This window comes from Streptomyces sp. NPDC052043 (genome assembly GCF_044548235.1).
GTDB lineage: Bacteria > Actinomycetota > Actinomycetes > Streptomycetales > Streptomycetaceae > Streptomyces.
In genome coordinates, this window is record NZ_JBIUBT010000003.1 from 693,723 (window position 1) to 709,992 (window position 16,270).

16 protein-coding genes are annotated in these 16,270 nt (G+C 75.2%); 9 read left to right on the forward strand and 7 right to left on the reverse strand.

Translation table 11 applies throughout. The features are described 5' to 3' along the window. Nucleotides 1–27 precede the first annotated feature (27 nt). The 3 genes from ACIHCX_RS11155 to ACIHCX_RS11165 all read right to left on the reverse strand — a co-directional run bounded on the left by ACIHCX_RS11155 (nt 28) and on the right by ACIHCX_RS11165 (nt 3,092). Nucleotides 28–702 (reverse strand): lipoprotein, encoded by a 675-nt coding sequence (locus tag ACIHCX_RS11155; protein ID WP_400028634.1) that lies wholly within the window; start codon nt 700–702, stop codon nt 28–30. 168 nt (nt 703–870) lie between these two features. Continuing rightward, nucleotides 871–2,469 (reverse strand): glycerol-3-phosphate dehydrogenase/oxidase, encoded by a 1,599-nt coding sequence (locus ACIHCX_RS11160; protein ID WP_400028635.1) that lies wholly within the window; start codon nt 2,467–2,469, stop codon nt 871–873. After that, on the reverse strand, nt 2,466–3,092 hold the full coding sequence (locus ACIHCX_RS11165; RefSeq protein ID WP_400028636.1) for a TetR/AcrR family transcriptional regulator: 627 nt from the start codon (nt 3,090–3,092) through the stop codon (nt 2,466–2,468). The genes ACIHCX_RS11160 and ACIHCX_RS11165 overlap by 4 nt, the downstream gene beginning before the upstream one ends. Nucleotides 3,093–3,138: 46 nt before the next feature. Between ACIHCX_RS11165 and ACIHCX_RS11170 the strand changes: the two genes are divergently transcribed. Together ACIHCX_RS11170 and ACIHCX_RS11175 are read left to right on the forward strand one after the other, a co-directional pair. Next, nucleotides 3,139–4,734, forward strand: coding sequence for an FAD-binding oxidoreductase (locus tag ACIHCX_RS11170; RefSeq protein ID WP_400028637.1), 1,596 nt, complete (start codon nt 3,139–3,141; stop codon nt 4,732–4,734). Nucleotides 4,735–4,822: 88 nt separating this feature from the next. Continuing rightward, a complete protein-coding gene (locus ACIHCX_RS11175; RefSeq protein WP_400028638.1) occupies nt 4,823–5,704 on the forward strand; it encodes a diacylglycerol kinase family protein in 882 nt (293 codons plus the stop codon). 54 nt (nt 5,705–5,758) lie between these two features. Here ACIHCX_RS11175 and ACIHCX_RS11180 read toward each other — a convergent pair whose 3' ends face one another. Beyond that, on the reverse strand, nt 5,759–6,124 hold the full coding sequence (locus ACIHCX_RS11180; RefSeq protein ID WP_400028639.1) for a transglycosylase family protein: 366 nt from the start codon (nt 6,122–6,124) through the stop codon (nt 5,759–5,761). A gap of 240 nt (nt 6,125–6,364) precedes the next feature. Between ACIHCX_RS11180 and ACIHCX_RS11185 the strand changes: the two genes are divergently transcribed. The 7 genes from ACIHCX_RS11185 to hypE all read left to right on the forward strand — a co-directional run bounded on the left by ACIHCX_RS11185 (nt 6,365) and on the right by hypE (nt 14,553). Next, on the forward strand, nt 6,365–8,074 hold the full coding sequence (locus tag ACIHCX_RS11185) for an enoyl-CoA hydratase-related protein (RefSeq protein WP_400028640.1): 1,710 nt from the start codon (nt 6,365–6,367) through the stop codon (nt 8,072–8,074). Beyond that, a complete protein-coding gene (locus ACIHCX_RS11190; RefSeq protein ID WP_400028641.1) occupies nt 8,071–8,673 on the forward strand; it encodes a hydrogenase maturation protease in 603 nt (200 codons plus the stop codon). The genes ACIHCX_RS11185 and ACIHCX_RS11190 overlap by 4 nt, the downstream gene beginning before the upstream one ends. A gap of 96 nt (nt 8,674–8,769) precedes the next feature. Then, nucleotides 8,770–9,543 carry a hydrogenase nickel incorporation protein HypB gene (hypB, locus tag ACIHCX_RS11195; RefSeq protein WP_400028642.1) on the forward strand — a complete coding sequence of 258 codons (774 nt, stop codon included), beginning with the start codon at nt 8,770–8,772 and terminating at the stop codon, nt 9,541–9,543. Beyond that, the gene (hypF, locus tag ACIHCX_RS11200; RefSeq protein WP_400028643.1) at nt 9,540–11,912 is read left to right on the forward strand and encodes a carbamoyltransferase HypF; all 2,373 of its coding nucleotides are present in this window, start codon (nt 9,540–9,542) and stop codon (nt 11,910–11,912) included. The genes hypB and hypF overlap by 4 nt, the downstream gene beginning before the upstream one ends. Before the next feature lie 73 nt (nt 11,913–11,985). Beyond that, nucleotides 11,986–12,318 carry a HypC/HybG/HupF family hydrogenase formation chaperone gene (locus tag ACIHCX_RS11205; RefSeq protein ID WP_400028644.1) on the forward strand — a complete coding sequence of 111 codons (333 nt, stop codon included), beginning with the start codon at nt 11,986–11,988 and terminating at the stop codon, nt 12,316–12,318. Further along, nucleotides 12,318–13,478 carry a hydrogenase formation protein HypD gene (gene hypD, locus ACIHCX_RS11210; RefSeq protein WP_400028645.1) on the forward strand — a complete coding sequence of 387 codons (1,161 nt, stop codon included), beginning with the start codon at nt 12,318–12,320 and terminating at the stop codon, nt 13,476–13,478. Before ACIHCX_RS11205 ends, hypD begins: the two co-directional genes overlap by 1 nt. Further along, the gene (gene hypE, locus ACIHCX_RS11215; protein WP_400028646.1) at nt 13,471–14,553 is read left to right on the forward strand and encodes a hydrogenase expression/formation protein HypE; all 1,083 of its coding nucleotides are present in this window, start codon (nt 13,471–13,473) and stop codon (nt 14,551–14,553) included. Before hypD ends, hypE begins: the two co-directional genes overlap by 8 nt. Before the next feature lie 68 nt (nt 14,554–14,621). Here the strand turns inward: hypE and hypA are convergent, their stop codons facing one another. The 3 genes from hypA to ACIHCX_RS11230 are packed head-to-tail and all read right to left on the reverse strand — an operon-like array spanning nt 14,622 to nt 16,176. Next, a complete protein-coding gene (gene hypA / locus ACIHCX_RS11220) occupies nt 14,622–14,981 on the reverse strand; it encodes a hydrogenase maturation nickel metallochaperone HypA (protein WP_400028647.1) in 360 nt (119 codons plus the stop codon). Between the two features lie 5 nt (nt 14,982–14,986). Continuing rightward, entirely contained in the window at nt 14,987–15,583 is a 597-nt protein-coding gene (locus ACIHCX_RS11225; RefSeq protein WP_400028648.1) for a DUF5947 family protein, read from the reverse strand. Next, a complete protein-coding gene (locus tag ACIHCX_RS11230) occupies nt 15,580–16,176 on the reverse strand; it encodes a NifU family protein (RefSeq protein WP_400028649.1) in 597 nt (198 codons plus the stop codon). The genes ACIHCX_RS11225 and ACIHCX_RS11230 overlap by 4 nt, the downstream gene beginning before the upstream one ends. Nucleotides 16,177–16,270: the final 94 nt, after the last annotated feature.

Here is a 16,270-nt window from a genome sequence, read left to right on the forward strand (position 1 = left end):
ACAGTACGGGCCCCCTCCCGAAGCCGCTCAGGTGCTGCGCAGGGTCTTCCTGGCGAGTTCGTAGGCGGGGAGCATCTGTTCGTGTTCCTCGGTGTCCATGCCGCCGAGGTGCAGTACCACCGGGCCCCGGGCGGTGTCGACGGCCAGGGCGCGTTCCTTCTTCGTCTCGTCCAGGAGTTCGCTCGTGCGCAGGTAGGCGACTTCGACGCCTTGGAGCCCGCCCGCCGCGAACGAGTGGTACGTCTCCCCGCTCACTCCGTCCTCGGCGGCCACGAAGGCCCGCAGCGCCGTGCTCGCGTCCCCGGCGTCCGGGGAGCCGGTGAACACGCGGAGGAAGCCGATGTGCCCCGCGGGCCTGGCGTCGACCTCGCACACGGCGGTCACCGGCCCCTGGCGCAGCAGGGCGTCCGTGACCTCCTTGCCTGCGGGGGAGTCGCCGGCCGCCGTCGGATCCACCGCCTCGGCCTTCCAGCCCTCGGCGATGTCGAAGCTGACGGGCAGCTCGCACGCCGACCCCGGGGCGCCGATCGTGCCCCCGCCGCGGACGGATGTGCCTTTCGCGTCCGTCGCATCCGTCGCGGCCGCCGCCCGCACGGTGGACGCCCCCTCCCGCGACGCTCCCGAACACGCCGTCAGCGCCCCGCCCAGCAGCACCGCCACGACGGCCGGACCCCACCACGCCGTGCCCACCCGAACCCGCACCGCTCTCTCCCCTCCTCGCCGGCTCGCCACCGTAACCGGTCGCGTCCTGGAGGCCTTGGGCGGCCCCGTCCCGCTACGGGCTGCGGACGGGGTGCGGGCCGTGCGCGGCGCGGTGCTCGCCGAGGGGCGCGCGGCGCTTCGCTACGGGACGTCGGCCGTGAGACCGGTTCACCGGGAGCCCAGTGTCCTGCCCAGGGCCTCGCGCGCGGCCTCCAGCGCTGTCGTGCGGTCGGACGGTACGAGGCCGATCCGGGTGCGGCGGTCCAGGAGGTCGGACTCGTCGAGTGCGCCCTCCTGGCGTACGGCCCACAGGAGTTCGGCGCGGGTGACGGGATGGCCCTCCAGCACGGGCGTGCGCAGACGTGGGTCCCGGGCGCCCAGGGCGTGGACGGCCGGTGCCTCCGTGCCGTAGCTCCGGACCAGGCGCCGCGGGGCCCGGAGCGCGGCGAGGGTGCGCGGTGACGCGGCGCCGACCAGGGGGAGGGAGGCCGTGGGGGACGGCCCCGCACCGAGCCGGTGCGCGGCGACGGCGGTGTCGACGGCGTCCTCGGCCATGCGCCGGTAGGTGGTGAGCTTGCCGCCCACCACGGTGACCACGCCGTCCGGGGAGGTGAGCACCGCGTGCCTGCGGGAGACGTCCGAGGTCCGGGGCGCCGAGGCGGATCCGGCCGCCGCGGTGGTGTCCAGCAGTGGACGCAGGCCCGCGAAGGCGCCGGCCACGTCGTCGCGGCGTACCGGCACGTCGAGGGCGGAGGCCAGCACGTCGAGCAGGAAGCCGACGTCGGACTCGGGGACCTCCGGCACGTCGGGGATGCCGCCCTCGACGGGTTCGTCGGTGAGCCCGACGTAGACCCGGCCGTCGTCCTGCGGCAGGACCAGGACGAAACGGTTGGCCTCCCCGGGCACCGGGATGTGCAGCCCGGCCGACAGCGGACCGAGCAGGCCGGAGCGCAGCACGAGGTGGGTGCCGCGGGAGGGGCGGATCCGGATGCCGTCCACCAGGCCGGCCGCCCACACTCCCGAGGCGTTGATCACGGCGCGGGCCCGGATCTCGCCCTCCTCGCCGGTCAGTTCGTCCCGCACCCGGGCGCCGGAGCCGGTGAGTGCCAGGGCCCGGACCCGGGTCAGGACCCGGGCACCGTGCCCCGCCGCCGTACGGGCGAGCGCGGTCACCAGGCGGGCGTCGTCGGTCAGCCGCCCGTCCCAGGACAGCAGACCGCCGCGCAGTCCGGTGCCGCGCAGGGCGGGCGCGAGGTGGCGGGTCTCCACCGTGGACAGCCGACGCGGCACCGGCAGGGTGGCGCGGGCCGTGCGCGCCGCCAGCCGCAGTCCGTCGCCCGCGCGGAGGCCGGCCCAGGCCAGGGCGGCCTGGCCGCGCGAGACCAGCGGGGTGAGAGGCAGGACGAACGGCTGGGCCGCGACCAGGTGGGGGGCGGTGCGTTCCATCAGCACACCGCGTTCGACCGCGCTCTCGTGGGCGACGTCGAACTGGGCGGAGGCGAGGTAGCGCAGTCCGCCGTGGACGAGTTTGGAACTCCAGCGGGAGGTGCCGAAAGCCAGGTCGTGGGCGTCGATGGCGGCGACGCTCAGTCCGCGCGCCGCGGCGTCCAGCGCGGCCCCGGCGCCGGTCGCGCCGAGACCGACGACCAGGACGTCCACGGCCGGACCGCCGACGGTCCGGGCCAGTTCGCGGGAGCGGCGGGCGGCGGTGAGGGAGGTGCCCGCAGCCGTGGGCTCGGGAACGGCCGGGTCGTCGCCGAAGCTCATGGCGTCAGGGTCCTCTCCAGGATGGTCCGCAGTTCCGCGAGGAAGGCCTCGCCGTCCAGCTCGGGGTCGTCCTCCTCGGTCATGGTGCGCAGCGACAGCGTGAAGGACTGCACGACCAGCAGCAGGGACCGCGCCTGCCGTTCGGTGGGTCCGACGCGCACCGATCCGTCGGCGTGGCCCTCGCGCAGGTTCTCGGCGAGCAGGGAGAGCAGGGCCTCCTGGCTGGCTCCCCGGCGGTCCAGTACATAGGGGAGCAGGAGTTCGGGGTCCACGTCGACGATCTTGCGGAAGAGCGGGTGGGCGCGGAACGCCCTCACCCCGGCCACGAGCCCCTCGACGATCCGCGTGCGCGCGTTCGTCCCGGGTCCGCGCTCAGGTATCGCCGCGACGGCCACGGCGATCCACTCCCGCGTCATCAGGTCGCCGACCAGGGACCGCACATCGGGCCGGCGGCGGTAGAGCGTCATCCGGGACACGCCCGCGCGGCGGGCGACGTCCGTCAGGGTCGTACGCCGGACGCCGACGGCCAGGACGCAGTCGCGCACGGCGTCGAGCACGGGATCACCGGCCGAGCTGTCGGACCGGTCCGGCCCGTCCGAACCGTTGTGACGAATAGGCGTCATGTGTCACAGTGTAACGCCCCTTCGATGCGACCGGTGAGGAACACCCATGGACATGCTGTGGAGCGGCTGGGGCGACCCGGCCAGGGCCACTTCGCTGCCCGAGCCGGTGACCGGACTCCTGCGCGATCTGCTCGGCGTCGAGCCCCGCACGGCGGGACCGGTCGCCCTGGAGGAGATCCGCGTCCCCGCCTCACCGCTGACCGCGCACGCGCTCCGCGCCCTGGGCGAGGCCGTGGGCGACGAGGCGCACGTCCGCACCGACGCCGAGTCCCGGATCCGCCACACCCGCGGCAAGTCCACCCCCGACCTGCTGCGCATCAGAAGCGGCGACGTCGCGGACGTCCCGGCGGCCGTGGTGCTGCCCGCGGACCACGACGACGTACTCGCCGTGCTGCGTACCTGTGCCGCCCACGGCCTGGCCCTGGTCCCGTTCGGCGGCGGCACCTCCGTCGTCGGCGGGCTCGCGCCCGAGCGCCGGCGCCCCTTCGTCGCCCTGGACCTGCGCCGCATGAACCGGCTGCTCGCCCTGGACCCGGTCTCCCGCACCGCCACCCTGCAAGCGGGCCTGCGCGGCCCGGACGCGGAGGCCCTGCTGGCCGGACACGGCTTCACCCTCGGCCACTTCCCCCAGTCCTACGAGTGGGCGACCCTCGGCGGTTTCGCCGCCGCCCGCTCCAGCGGGCAGGCCTCGGCGGGCTACGGACGCTTCGACGAGATGGTGCTCGGCCTCACCCTCGCCACCCCCGAGGGCACCGTCGAGGCGGGCCGCGCCCCGCGCTCGGCGGCCGGACCCGACCTGCGCCAGCTCGTCCTCGGCTCCGAGGGCGCGTTCGGTGTCATCACCTCGGTGACCGTACGCCTGCGCCCCCTCCCGCAGACCCGCGTCCACGAGGGCTGGCGCTTCGCCTCCTTCGAGGAGGGCTCCTCCGCCCTGCGCCGGCTCGCCCAGGACGGGCCGCGCCCGACCGTGCTGCGGCTGTCCGACGAGACCGAGACCCTGATCGGCCTCGCCCAGCCCGACGCCATCGGCTCCCTGGACCTCCAGCAGGGCGCCGGCTGCCAGGCGATCGTCGGCTACGAGGGCACCGAGGAGGACACCGGCCACCGCAGGCGCCGGGCCGCGGCTGTGCTGCGCGAGTGCGGCGGCACCTGCCTGGGCGAGGAGCCGGGGGAGCGCTGGGCCCACGGCCGCTACTCGGCGCCGTACCTGCGCGACTCCCTCCTGGACGCGGGCGCCTTCGCCGAGACACTGGAGACCGCCGCCTTCTGGTCCTGCCTCCCCGGCCTGTACGCCGCCGTCCGCGAGGCGCTGACCGCCACGCTCACCGAGTCGGGCACCCCGCCCCTGGTGATGTGCCACATCTCGCACGTCTACGAGAACGGCGCCTCGCTGTACTTCACCGTGGTCAGCGCCCAGGGCGACGACCCGGTGGCGCACTGGGCGCCCGCCAAGCGGGCCGCGAACGAGGCGATCCTCGCCGCGGGCGGCACCATCAGCCACCACCACGGCGTGGGCACCGACCATCGCGACGGGTACGTGCGGGAGGCCGGACCGCTCGGCGTCGAGGCCCTGCGGGCCGTCAAGCGCCGCCTGGACCCCGACGGCCTGCTGAACCCGGGCGTCCTCCTGCCCGCCGACTGACCCCGGCCGCCGGTCGGCCCCGGCCCATCGGCCGACCTCGGCCCGGCACCACCCGCGAGCGATCACTTCCCGTCCCGGAGGCCCACCGATGCGACAGTTCACCGCCATCGTCAATCCCACCGCGGGCGGATCCGCCGGGGCCGCGGCGCTGCTGCGGGTGGCCAGGCTGCTGCGCGAGGCCGGCGCGGAAGTGGAGGCCGAGTACAGCCGCAGTCTCGCCCACGCCCAGGACCTCGCCCGCGGGGCCGGGCAGCGCGACCGCGTCGTGCTCGCCGTGGGCGGCGACGGCATCGCGGGTGGCATCGGCGGAGCCCTCAGCGGCACCGGCACCCTGCTGGGCCTGGTCCCGGCGGGCCGCGGCAACGACTTCGCCCGTGCTCTCCACCTACCCGCCGAGCCGTCCGAGTTGGCCCGGATCCTGCTGCACGCCGCCCCGCGCCGCGTCGACACCATCGAGGTGGAGTCGGCCGCGCACCCGCGCACCGTCGTCCTCGGCAGCGTGTACGCGGGAGTCGACGCGCTCGCCAACCGGCACGCGAACAACTCCCGGCTGCTGCGCGGCGCCGCCTCCTACTACGCGGGCGGGCTGCGCGCCGTGGCCACCTGGCGGGCGGCGACCTACCACGTCACCGTCGACGGCGAGGAGCACACTCACCGCGGATACACCGTGGTGGCCGCCAACTCCGCCTACTACGGCTCCGGTCGCATGATCGCGCCCGGCGCCCGCGTCGACGACGGCCTGCTCGACGTGGTGATGATCCGCGAGGCACCGCGCCGGCTCTTCTTCGCGCTGATGAACGAGCTGAAGTCGGGCGCGCACGTCGAGCGCCCCGAGGTGCGGATCCTGCGGGGCACGCGGATCCGTGTCGCCGCCGACCGCGAGGTGCCCTACGGCGCCGACGGCGAGGTCGAGGCGGTCCTGCCCGTCACGGCCCGTGTGCTGCCGGGCGCGCTCGCCGTGCTGTGCTGACCCCGTCGACTCAACGGGTTTTGGTGGAGCGGTACTTGGACGACCGCGGTCTCGTCAGGCGCATCCCCAGGCCGACATCCCCTGCGCGGTGGCGAGCCGCCTGGCCACGGTGATCTGTTGTCTGCGCGAGGCCAGGTCCGCTCGGCGCGCGTACTTCAGGCCTCCCGCGGCGACCCAGCTGGACTGACGGAACTGGAGCCCGCCGTAGTACCCGTTGCCGGTGTTCGCCCTCCAGTTGCCGCTGGACTCGCACGCTGCGATGGCCTCCCAGTTGGTACCGAGACCGGAGGTCGGGGCCGCCGTCGCCTGGGGCCCGCCGGCCAGTGCCGCGGTGGTCGCCGCGGCGAGCAGCGTCCCGCGCAGCGCGCGACGGCGAGAGGAGCGGCCGGGGGCCCTGTCGATGCTCTGCTGACAGATCATATGCAGACTGTTACATCAGATAAGCAGAAGGTAATGAACCGACGCGCCGGGTGCCGGCCCGTCGAGGCCCGTCGAGCCGCTGCCGGCCGGCGCGTCCGTGACCGCGCCTTCGAGGACCCGCGCACCGCGATCCGGATGGAGGAGACCTGACGCGGACGGCGGAGGACACCTGACGCAGACGGACGAACGCCCCGCCGGGGTCCTTCCCGGAGCCCCGAGAACCGGACACCATGCCGCGTCATGGACATTCTGCTCGTCGCCAGCGCGTTCAACAGCCTGTCCCAGCGCGTCTACGCCGAACTCGCGGACCACGGCCACCACGTCGACGTCGTGCTCGCCGCACACGGCCCCGACGCGGTCCGCACCGCCATCGCCGAGACGAACCCGGAACTCGTCATCGCGCCGATGCTCAAGACCGCGCTGCCCGAGGACGTGTGGCGGGAGGTCACCTGCCTCATCGTGCATCCCGGCCCACCGGGGGACCGGGGCCCCTCCTCGCTGGACTGGGCGATCGCCGACCAGGCGCCCGACTGGGGCGTGACGGTCCTCCAGGCCGAGGCGGCGATGGACGCCGGCGACATCTGGGCGGCCATGCCGTTCGCGACCGCGCCGGTCGGCAAGAGCGACCTGTACCGCAACGAGGTCTCCGACGCCGCCGTGGCCGCCGTGCTGCTGGCCGTACGACGCTACGCCGAGGGCTCCTTCAAACCGCTGCCGCAGAGCGACCCCACCACCCGCGTCGTCCGGCGCGGCTTCCTGCGCCAGGAACGGCGCCACGTCCACTGGGGGAAGGACAGCACCGCGACCGTGCTGCGCAAGCTCCAGGGCGCCGACTCCCAGCCCGGCGTCCTCGACGAACTCCTCGGCCGTGAGCTGTACCTGCACGGCGGCCACCCGGAGGACCAACTGCGCGGCCGCCCCGGAGAACTGCTCGCCACGCGGGCGGGAGCGGTGTGCCGGGCCACCCGGGACGGCGCCGTGTGGATCCCGGAACTCAGGCCGCGCAAGAACTCCGGCGACCCGGCCCCCTTCAAACGCCCGGCCGTCTCGGTCCTCGGCCCGACCGGTCTCCCGGAGGCGGCCGTACCCCTCGAACTGCCGGCCGGCCGGCGCACCTGGACCGACATCCGCTACCGGCAGCGCGGCGACGTCGGCTTCGTCACCTTCTCCTTCCCCGGCGGCGCGATGAGCACCGACCACTGCCGCAGGCTGCTCGCCGCCTACCGCCACGCCCTCGACCGTCCCACCCCGGTCCTCGTCCTCGGCGGCGCCCGCGACTTCTTCTCCAACGGCATCCATCTGAACGTCATCGAGGCGTCCGACGACCCGGCCGCCGAGTCGTGGGCCAACCTGGGCGCCATGAACGACCTGGTCGAGGCGGTGCTGGACACCACCGACCGGATGGTCGTCGCCGCGCTCGGCGGCAACGCCGCCGCGGGCGGCGTCATGCTCGCCCTCGCCGCCGACGAGGTGTGGTGCCGCACCGGCGCCGTGCTCAACCCGCACTACCGCAGGATGGGCCTGTACGGCTCGGAGTTCTGGACGTACACCCTGCCGCGCCGGACCGGCACCGGCACCGCCGAGCGGCTGACCACCGAGGCCCTGCCGGTGAGCGCCGCGACCGCGCACGGCCTCGGCCTGGTGGACCGTCTCGTGCCCGTCCCCGCCGGGGAGTTCACCGCCGAGGTCGACCGCATGGCGGCCGCGCTCGCCGACGCCCCCGACCTCGGCCGGCGGATCGACGCCAAGGCGGCGGTCCGGGCCCGCGACGAGGTGGTACGGCCGCTCGCGGACCACCGCCGCGCCGAACTCGCCCGGATGCACGCCGCCTTCTTCGACCCCGCCGCCCCCTACCACGCGCTGCGCTCGGCGTTTGTACGCAAGGTGCCCGGCGCGTGCACGCGCCCCCTGTCCCCGGCCGGCGCCCCGCTCACCGGAGGCACCCGATGACGCCGTCGCCCGCCACCCGGCTCCTGGTCGCCGGCGTCGGCAACATCTTCCTGGCCGACGACGCCTTCGGCCCCGAGGTGATCCAGGCCCTCGCCGCCCGCCCGCTGCCGGCCGGGGTCCGGGTGCGGGACTACGGCATCCGCGGCCTGGACCTCGCCTACGAACTGCTGGACGGATACGACACCGCCGTCCTGGTCGACGCGGCGCCGCGCGGTCACCGGCCCGGCACCCTGTCCCTGATCGAGGCGGACCTCCCCGACGCCGAGACCGGCGCCGCGGCCCCGCCGGAGGCCCACGGCATGGACCCGGCCAAGGTGCTCGCCCTGGCCGCGCACCTGGGCGACGGGCCGCTCCCGCGCGTCCTCGTGCTCGCCTGCGAGCCCCAGGTGCGGCCACGCGGCGACGAGGACATCATGGCCGGGCTCAGCGACCCGGTGCGGGCGGCCGTCGCCCCGGCCGTCGAGGCCCTGCACACCATGATCCCGGTGCTGCTCGCCGATCCCGCGGCCACCCCGCCGTTGGTCCGCACGGAGGAATCCGCCCCGGCGCACACGGCTGCGCTCCCGCACCTGGCCACCGACGCGGCCGAAGATCGGTGAGGGGACCCGCAACCGTCCGCCCCGTCCCGTCCCCGTCCCCTTTTTTCCCTTCCCGTCCTCTCCCCGCCTTTCGAGCTCACCCCGAGGAGCAGCGCCATGTGCCGGTCCGTCGACGTCAAGCAGGCCGTCCTCGCCAGGAACGACGATCTGGCCGCCACCCTGCGCGGCGATCTGGCCCGGCAGGGCGTCGCCGCTGTCAACCTGCTGTCCAGCCCCGGCAGCGGCAAGACCGAACTCCTCGGCCGGGTGCTCGCCCGCGCCGTCGAACGGGGCGTCCCGGTGGCCGCGCTGACCGCGGACCTGGCGACCGAGAACGACGCCCGCCGGCTGGCCCGCTCCGGCGCCCCGGTGCAGCAGGTGCTCACCGACGGACTCTGCCACCTGGAGGCCCGGCAGGTCCGCTCCCGGCTGGAGGGCTGGCTGCCCGAGGACACGGCGGTGCTGTTCGTGGAGAACGTGGGCAACCTCGTCTGCCCCGCGTCGTACGACCTCGGCGAGACCCTGCGGATCGTGCTGATGGCGGTGACCGAGGGCGAGGACAAGCCGCTGAAGTACCCCACCGCGTTCGGCTCGGCCCACCTGGTCGTGGTCACCAAGACCGACCTGGCCGAGGCCGCCGGGTTCGACGAGGCCGCCTTCCGCACCCATGTGCAGCAGGTCAACCCCGGGGTGGAGATCGTACGGACCTGCGCGCGCACCGGCGACGGCGTCGACACCGTCCTGGACCGTGCGCTGGCCGCCCGCGACGGCGCCCCGCAGCACCGGCCCCCGCTCAGCCCGCACCCCCACGTCCACGAGCACGCCGCCGACGGCGAGCAGGCCCACGACCACCACACCCACCCGCATCCGGCGACCGCCCCCGCCTCATGACCGCACCCGTCACCGGCCCGGTACGCCGCAGGCTCACCGTGCGCGGCACCGTGCAGGGCGTGGGCTTCCGGCCGTACGCGCACCGCCTGGCCGCCGACCTGGCGCTGGCCGGCTTCGTCAGCAACACCGCCGCCGGCGTGCTGATCGAGATCGAGGGCCCGGCGGACGACGTCACCCGCTTCTGCGACCGGCTGGCCCGGCAACCGCCCCCGCTGGCCGCCGTGACCGGCATCGGCCTGGAGGACCTCCCCGCCACCGGCGCCACCGACCCGTTCGCCATCCGGCCCAGCGCGCACTCCCCGGGACACACCCACCTCCCGCCCGACACCGCGACCTGCGCCGACTGCGTGCGCGAACTGGCCGACCCGGACGACCGCCGCCACCGGCACCCGTTCATCACCTGCACCCACTGCGGCCCCCGCTTCACCATCGCCACCGCCCTGCCCTACGACCGCGCCGCCACGACCATGGCCGGCTTCCCGATGTGCCCCGCCTGCGCCCGGGAGTACACCGACCCCGCCGACCGGCGCTTCCACGCCCAGCCCGTGGCCTGCCCGGACTGCGGCCCGCAGCTGCGTCTGGTCCCCGCCGCGGGCGACGGACTGCGCCCGGCCCGGGACGCGGAAGCCCTGGCGGCGGCCCGGTCCCTGCTCGCCGCCGGACGGATCGTCGCCGTCAAGGGCGTCGGCGGCTACCACCTGGCCTGCGACGCCACCGACACCCGCGCCGTTGCCACCCTGCGGGCGCGCAAGGAACGCGGCGGCAAGGCGTTCGCGGTGATGTGCGCCGACCTCCCCACCGCCGAGCGGATCGCCGACCTCACCGACCGCGAACGGGCCGTGCTCACCGGCCCGGCGCGGCCCGTCGTCCTGCTGCGCCGGCGCGCACGACCGGACGGGCTCCGCCTGTCCGACGCCGTGTGCCCGGGCAGCCCCCACGTCGGCGTGCTGCTGCCCTACACCCCCGTGCACACCCTGCTGTTCGGAATGCCCGGCGATCCCCCCGGTCCGCGCGTCCTGGTGATGACCAGCGGCAACCGCTCCGGGGAGCCGATCGTCACCGACGACGCGGAGGCGCTGACCCGGCTCGCCGGGCTGGCCGACGCCTGGCTTGCCCACGACCGCCCCATCGCCTGCCCCTGCGACGACTCCCTGCTGCGGGTACGCCCCGACGGCACCGAACAGGTGCTGCGCCGCTCCCGCGGCTACGCGCCCCGCCCGCTGCGCCTGCCGCTCGCGGTGCGCCCCGCGCTCGCGTTGGGCGGCGACCTGAAGAACGTCCTGTGCGTCGGGGACGGCGAGCAGGCCTGGTTCGGGCCGCACATCGGCGACATGGGGGACCTCGCCGCCCAGGAGGCCGCCCGGCGGGCGGAGCGGCACCTGCTGCGCCTGACCGGAGTGACCCCGGCCCTGGTCGCCGCCGACCGCCACCCCGGCTACCACTCGGCCCGCTGGGCCCGCCGCCGCGCCGCCGGACTCCCGCAGCCGGAGCCCGTACTGGTCCAGCACCACCACGCCCACGTCGCCTCGGCGATGGCCGAGCACGGCCTCGACGGCACCACGCCCGTCATCGGCGTCGCCTTCGACGGCACCGGATACGGCGACGACGGCACCGTCTGGGGCGGCGAGTTCCTGCTCGCCGACTACACCGGCCACCGCCGCTTCGCCCGGCTGACCCCCGCCCCGCTGCCCGGCGGCGACGCCGGTGTGGCCAACCCCTGCCGGCTCGCCCTGGCCCGGCTGTGGGCCGCGGGACTGCCCTGGGACCCCGGCCTGCCCAGCTTCGCCGCCTGCACCCCGGAGGAACGGGCGCTGCTCCAGCGGCAGTTGGAACGCGACCTGGCCTGCGTGCCGAGCTCGAGCACGGGGCGGCTGTTCGACGCCGTGTCCTCCCTCGCCGGTGTCTGCCACCGCGCGGGATACGAGGCACAGGCCGCGCTGGAACTGGAGGCGGCCGCGGCTCAGGCCCGGGACGCCGACGGCGGAGCGTACCCCTTCGGGTTCACCGACGGCCCCGGCCCCCTCGGCTGCGATCCGGCGCCCATGCTGCGGGCGCTCCTCGACGACCAGCGGCGCGGCACCCCGCCGGCGGTCCTCGCGGTCCGCTTCCACCGGGGCCTCGCGCGGGCCGTCGCGGAGGTCTGCCGCCGTGCCCGCGCGGCCACCGGCCTGACCACCGCCGTCCTCAGCGGCGGTGTCTTCGCCAACGGTCTGCTGGAGGACGCGTGCGCCGCGCTGCTCGCCGAGGACGGCTTCACCGTCCTGCGCCACGGCGAAGTCCCCCCGAACGACGGCGGACTGGCCCTCGGACAGCTCGTGGTCGCGGCACACGAGCCACACCGCCGGCGGCGTCCGGGGGCCGCCGGATGAGCCGACCGGGCCGGGACCCGCGCGAGGGCGGCGGGGCCGGCGGACGAGAGACAGCGACGAGACGGAGTGACCCATGTGTTTGGCAGTGCCCGGCAGAGTCGTGGCCATCGACCACCGCGCCGACCCGCTCACCGGTCTGATCGACTTCGGCGGGGTGCAGAAACAGGCATGTCTGGAGTACCTGCCCGATGTGCGGGTGGGGGAGTACGTGATCGTCCACGTCGGCTTCGCCCTCCAGCGCCTGGATGAGGAGTCGGCCCGGGCGTCCCTGGAGCTGTTCCAGCAACTGGGGCTGCTGGACGAGGAGTTCGGCGACGCCTGGCTCCAGGCGGCCGAGCAGGCCGGTGACCCGGCCCCGCACACTCCGGAGGCCCAGGGACGCGAGAAGAGCGGGAGTGAGGCCTGATGAAGTACATCGACGAGTTCAACGACCCCGAACTGGCCCGGCGGCTGCTGGACGAGATCCGCGCGACGGTCACCCGGCCGTGGGCGCTGATGGAGGTCTGCGGCGGCCAGACCCACTCGATCATCCGGCACGGCATCGACCAACTGCTGCCCGAGGAGGTGGAGCTGATCCACGGTCCCGGCTGTCCGGTGTGCGTGACCCCCCTGGAAGTCATCGACAAGGCACTGGAGATCGCCGCCCGCCCCGACGTGGTCTTCTGCTCGTTCGGCGACATGCTGCGGGTGCCGGGCACCGACCGGGACCTGTTCCGGGTCAAGGGCGAGGGCGGGGACGTACGGGTGGTGTACTCGCCGCTCGACGCGCTCCGGCTCGCCCGGCAGCACCCGGACCGGCAGGTGGTCTTCTTCGCCATCGGCTTCGAGACGACCGCCCCCGCCAACGCCATGGCCGTGCACCAGGCCCGCCGCCTCGGCCTGGACAACTTCAGCCTGCTGGTCTCGCACGTCAGGGTGCCGCCGGCCATCGAGGCGATCATGACGGCCCCGGCCTGCCGGGTGCAGGGCTTCCTCGCCGCCGGGCACGTGTGCAGCGTCATGGGCACCGCCGAGTACCCGGACCTGGCCGAGCGGCACCGCGTCCCCATCGTCGTCACCGGCTTCGAACCGCTGGACATCCTCGAAGGCATCCGCCGGGCCGTGCACCAACTCGAGCGTGGCGAGCACCGGGTGGACAACGCCTACCGGCGTGCCGTGCGCGAGGCGGGCAACCCGGCCGCCCTGAGCATGCTCGAGGAGGTCTTCGAGGTCACCGACCGGTCCTGGCGCGGCATCGGGCGCATCCCCGCCAGCGGCTGGCGGCTGTCCGAGGCCTACCGCGCCTACGACGCCGAGCACCGCTTCGACGTCGGGGGCATCCGCACCGAGGAGCCCGCCGTGTGCCGCGCGGGCGAGGTCCTGCAGGGGCTGATCAAGCCCACCGAGTGCGCCGCGTTCGGCACCGCCTGCACCCCGCGTACCCCGCTCGGCGCCACCATGGTCTCCAACGAGGGCGCCTGCGCCGCCTACTACCTGTACCGCCGGATGACCGGACAGGCCTCACCGGGCGCCCCGGCGCCGCAGGGCTCCCGTGTCCCGCAGGAGGAGATGAACCCCGTTGGCTGAACTGGCTTACACGGTGGGCGACGCCCCCGTCGACCCGGTGAACTGGACCTGCCCCGCCCCCCTGCACGACCAGCCGGTCGTGGTGATGGGCCACGGCGGAGGCGGCGCCCTGTCCGCCGAACTGATCGAGGGCGTCTTCGCCCCGGCCTACGGCAACCCCGTCCTCGCCGCGATGGGCGACTCCGCCGTCCTCCACCTCGGCGGCACCCGGTTGGCGTTCTCCACCGACTCCTACGTCGTCAGGCCGCTGTTCTTCCCCGGCGGCAGCCTCGGCGACCTGGCGGTCAACGGCACCGTCAACGACCTGGCGATGAGCGGCGCCCGCCCCGCCTACCTCTCCGCTGCCTTCGTGCTGGAGGAGGGCGTGGAACTGGCCGTCGTCGACCGGATCGCGCGCGCCATGGGCGCCGCCGCGGAGGCCGCGGGTGTCACCGTGGCCACCGGTGACACCAAGGTGGTGGAGGCCGGACACGGCGACGGCGTGTACGTCACCACCGCCGGGGTCGGCGTCGTCCCCGAAGGAGTGGACATCCGCCCGCAGCGGGCCCGGCCGGGCGACGCCGTCCTCGTCAGCGGCCCGATCGGCCTGCACGGCGTGGCGATCATGAGCGTCAGGGAGGGCCTGGAGTTCGGCGTCGAGGTCGCCAGCGACACCGCGCCGCTGGGAGACCTGGTGGCCGCCATGCTGGCCGTCACCCCGGACATCCACGTGCTGCGCGACCCCACCCGGGGCGGTCTCGCCGCCTCCCTCAACGAGATCGCCCGCGCCTCCGGCACGGGCGTCCGGCTGCGCGAACGCGCCATCCCCGTCCCCGAGGCGGTCGCGAACGCCTGCGGATTCCTCGGCCTCGACCCGCTGTACGTCGCCAACGAGGGCCGGCTCGTCGCCTTCGTGCCCCGCACCGAGGCCGAAGCCGTCCTGGCGGCGATGCGTGCCCATCCGCGGGGCGGCCAGGCCGTGCTCGTCGGCGAGTGCGTCGAGGAGCACCCGGGCATGGTGGTCGTCGCCACCGGCCTCGGCGGCACCCGGGTCGTCGACCTGCCGCTGGGGGAGCAACTGCCGCGCATCTGCTGACCCGTGGGAACGTACGGCCCCCGTCGGCGCGCGCGCCGACGGGGGCCGTACGGCCGTCGGGCGGCCCGTCAGGGCGCGGGCGACGGCGCGGGCTCGATGGCGATGATCTCCAACTCCCGCCCGCTGCGCAGGTCCCGCGACGGACGGTCGCAGTGCGGGCACCAGAAGAACGGCGGCATGCCGACCGGGAACTCCGCGTCGCACGGCACGCAGTAGGCGTGCGCGGTCACCTGCTCGACGACGAGCCGGGCCCCGGACAGGGCGGTGCCCTCGCGGGCGACCTCGAAGGCGAAGCTCAGCGCGTCGGGTACGACCCCGGCCAGTTCGCCCACCCGCACCGTCACCACCGAGACGGTCCCCGTCCCCTCGGCCCGGGCGACCTCGTCGGCCTGTTCCACGATGGCCGTCGCGATCGACAACTCGTGCACGTCGGTCAGCTCCGTTCGGTCAGCTCCGCGAAGAACTCCTCGACGGCGGGCCACACCCGGGCCCCGCCGGACAGGCCCCGCCACTCGCTGCGGACCACGGCCACCATCCGGAAGCAGTCGTCCACGGGCACGATCCAGTGATGGTCCAGGCCCTGGACGGTGTTGACCAGCAACGCCTCCACCTCGGGCTCCAGGGAGGCGAGTTCCGGGTACCCGGTGGCGAACCGCCGCCAGGTCGCCGCGTCCACCTCCCAGCGCATGGCGCCCGCCGGGCTCGGGCCCTCGGCGGTGACCGTGCCGTCGGCGCGCGGTACGAAGAAGACCAGGCCGACCGGCACCCCCAGCGCCGCCGTGTCGAGGCGCGGAAGCCGCACCCGGCGCCGGGGGACGAGCCGGTGGTGCCCACCGCCCGCCCCGTCCCCGGCGAAGAGCACCGAGCAGGGGCCGCAGGCGCACCGCACCTCGGCCTCGGCGGTGTCGTAGAGGTGGCGGTGGTCCCCGGGCACCGGCGCGGCGCACAGGTCGCACACCTCGCCCGCTGCGGCGGTGCCCCCGCCGGCCGAGGAGCGGATGAGGCGGGCCAGCGCCCCGTCCCCGGTCACCGCGGCTCCTGCGGCCGCGGCGCACCCCGACGCATGAGCGAGTCCAGGGGGACGAACGCCGCAGCCGCCTGCCGCTCGGACGCGCCGGCCACCGCCTCCACCGCCGCCAGTTCGGGCGCGGCGGCGAGCACGGCCGCACGGACGGCACCGGTCACGTCGTCCGTGGCGCCGCCGCACCCGGAACCGCACCCGCCGCCGCCCGTGGTGATCCGCACCCGGGCCACCTGTTCCTCCAGGCCCACCCACTCGACGTCGCCGCCGCGCTCCCGTACGGCCGGGCGCAGCCGTTCGACGGCGCGCTCGGCCCGGCGCTCGGCCGGCTCCGGGTGGATCTCGTGCAGGACCAGCAGGTGGCCCACCAACTCGTCCTCGGCCAGACGTGCCGTCAGTTCACCGCCCGCGCGGTCGAGTACGCGGCCCAGCGCCTCGCCGTAGACCTCGGTGAGCAGCCGCACCGCCTCCAGGGCGGACCGCACGGTCGGCCCCGGAGCGGACTCGAGCCCCGCCAGCAGTTCCTCGAGCCGGGCGAGCCGCGCCTCGACGTCCGGGTCCGCGAGCCGGGCGGGCCGGACGCCCTCTTCCGTGTCAGGCATGGTCGGTTCCGTAGGTGGGGGTGTGGGTGGTGGTGAGGGTTTTGCCGTTGCCGAGGTACATGTGGACGCCGCAGGGGAGGCAGGGGTCGAAGCT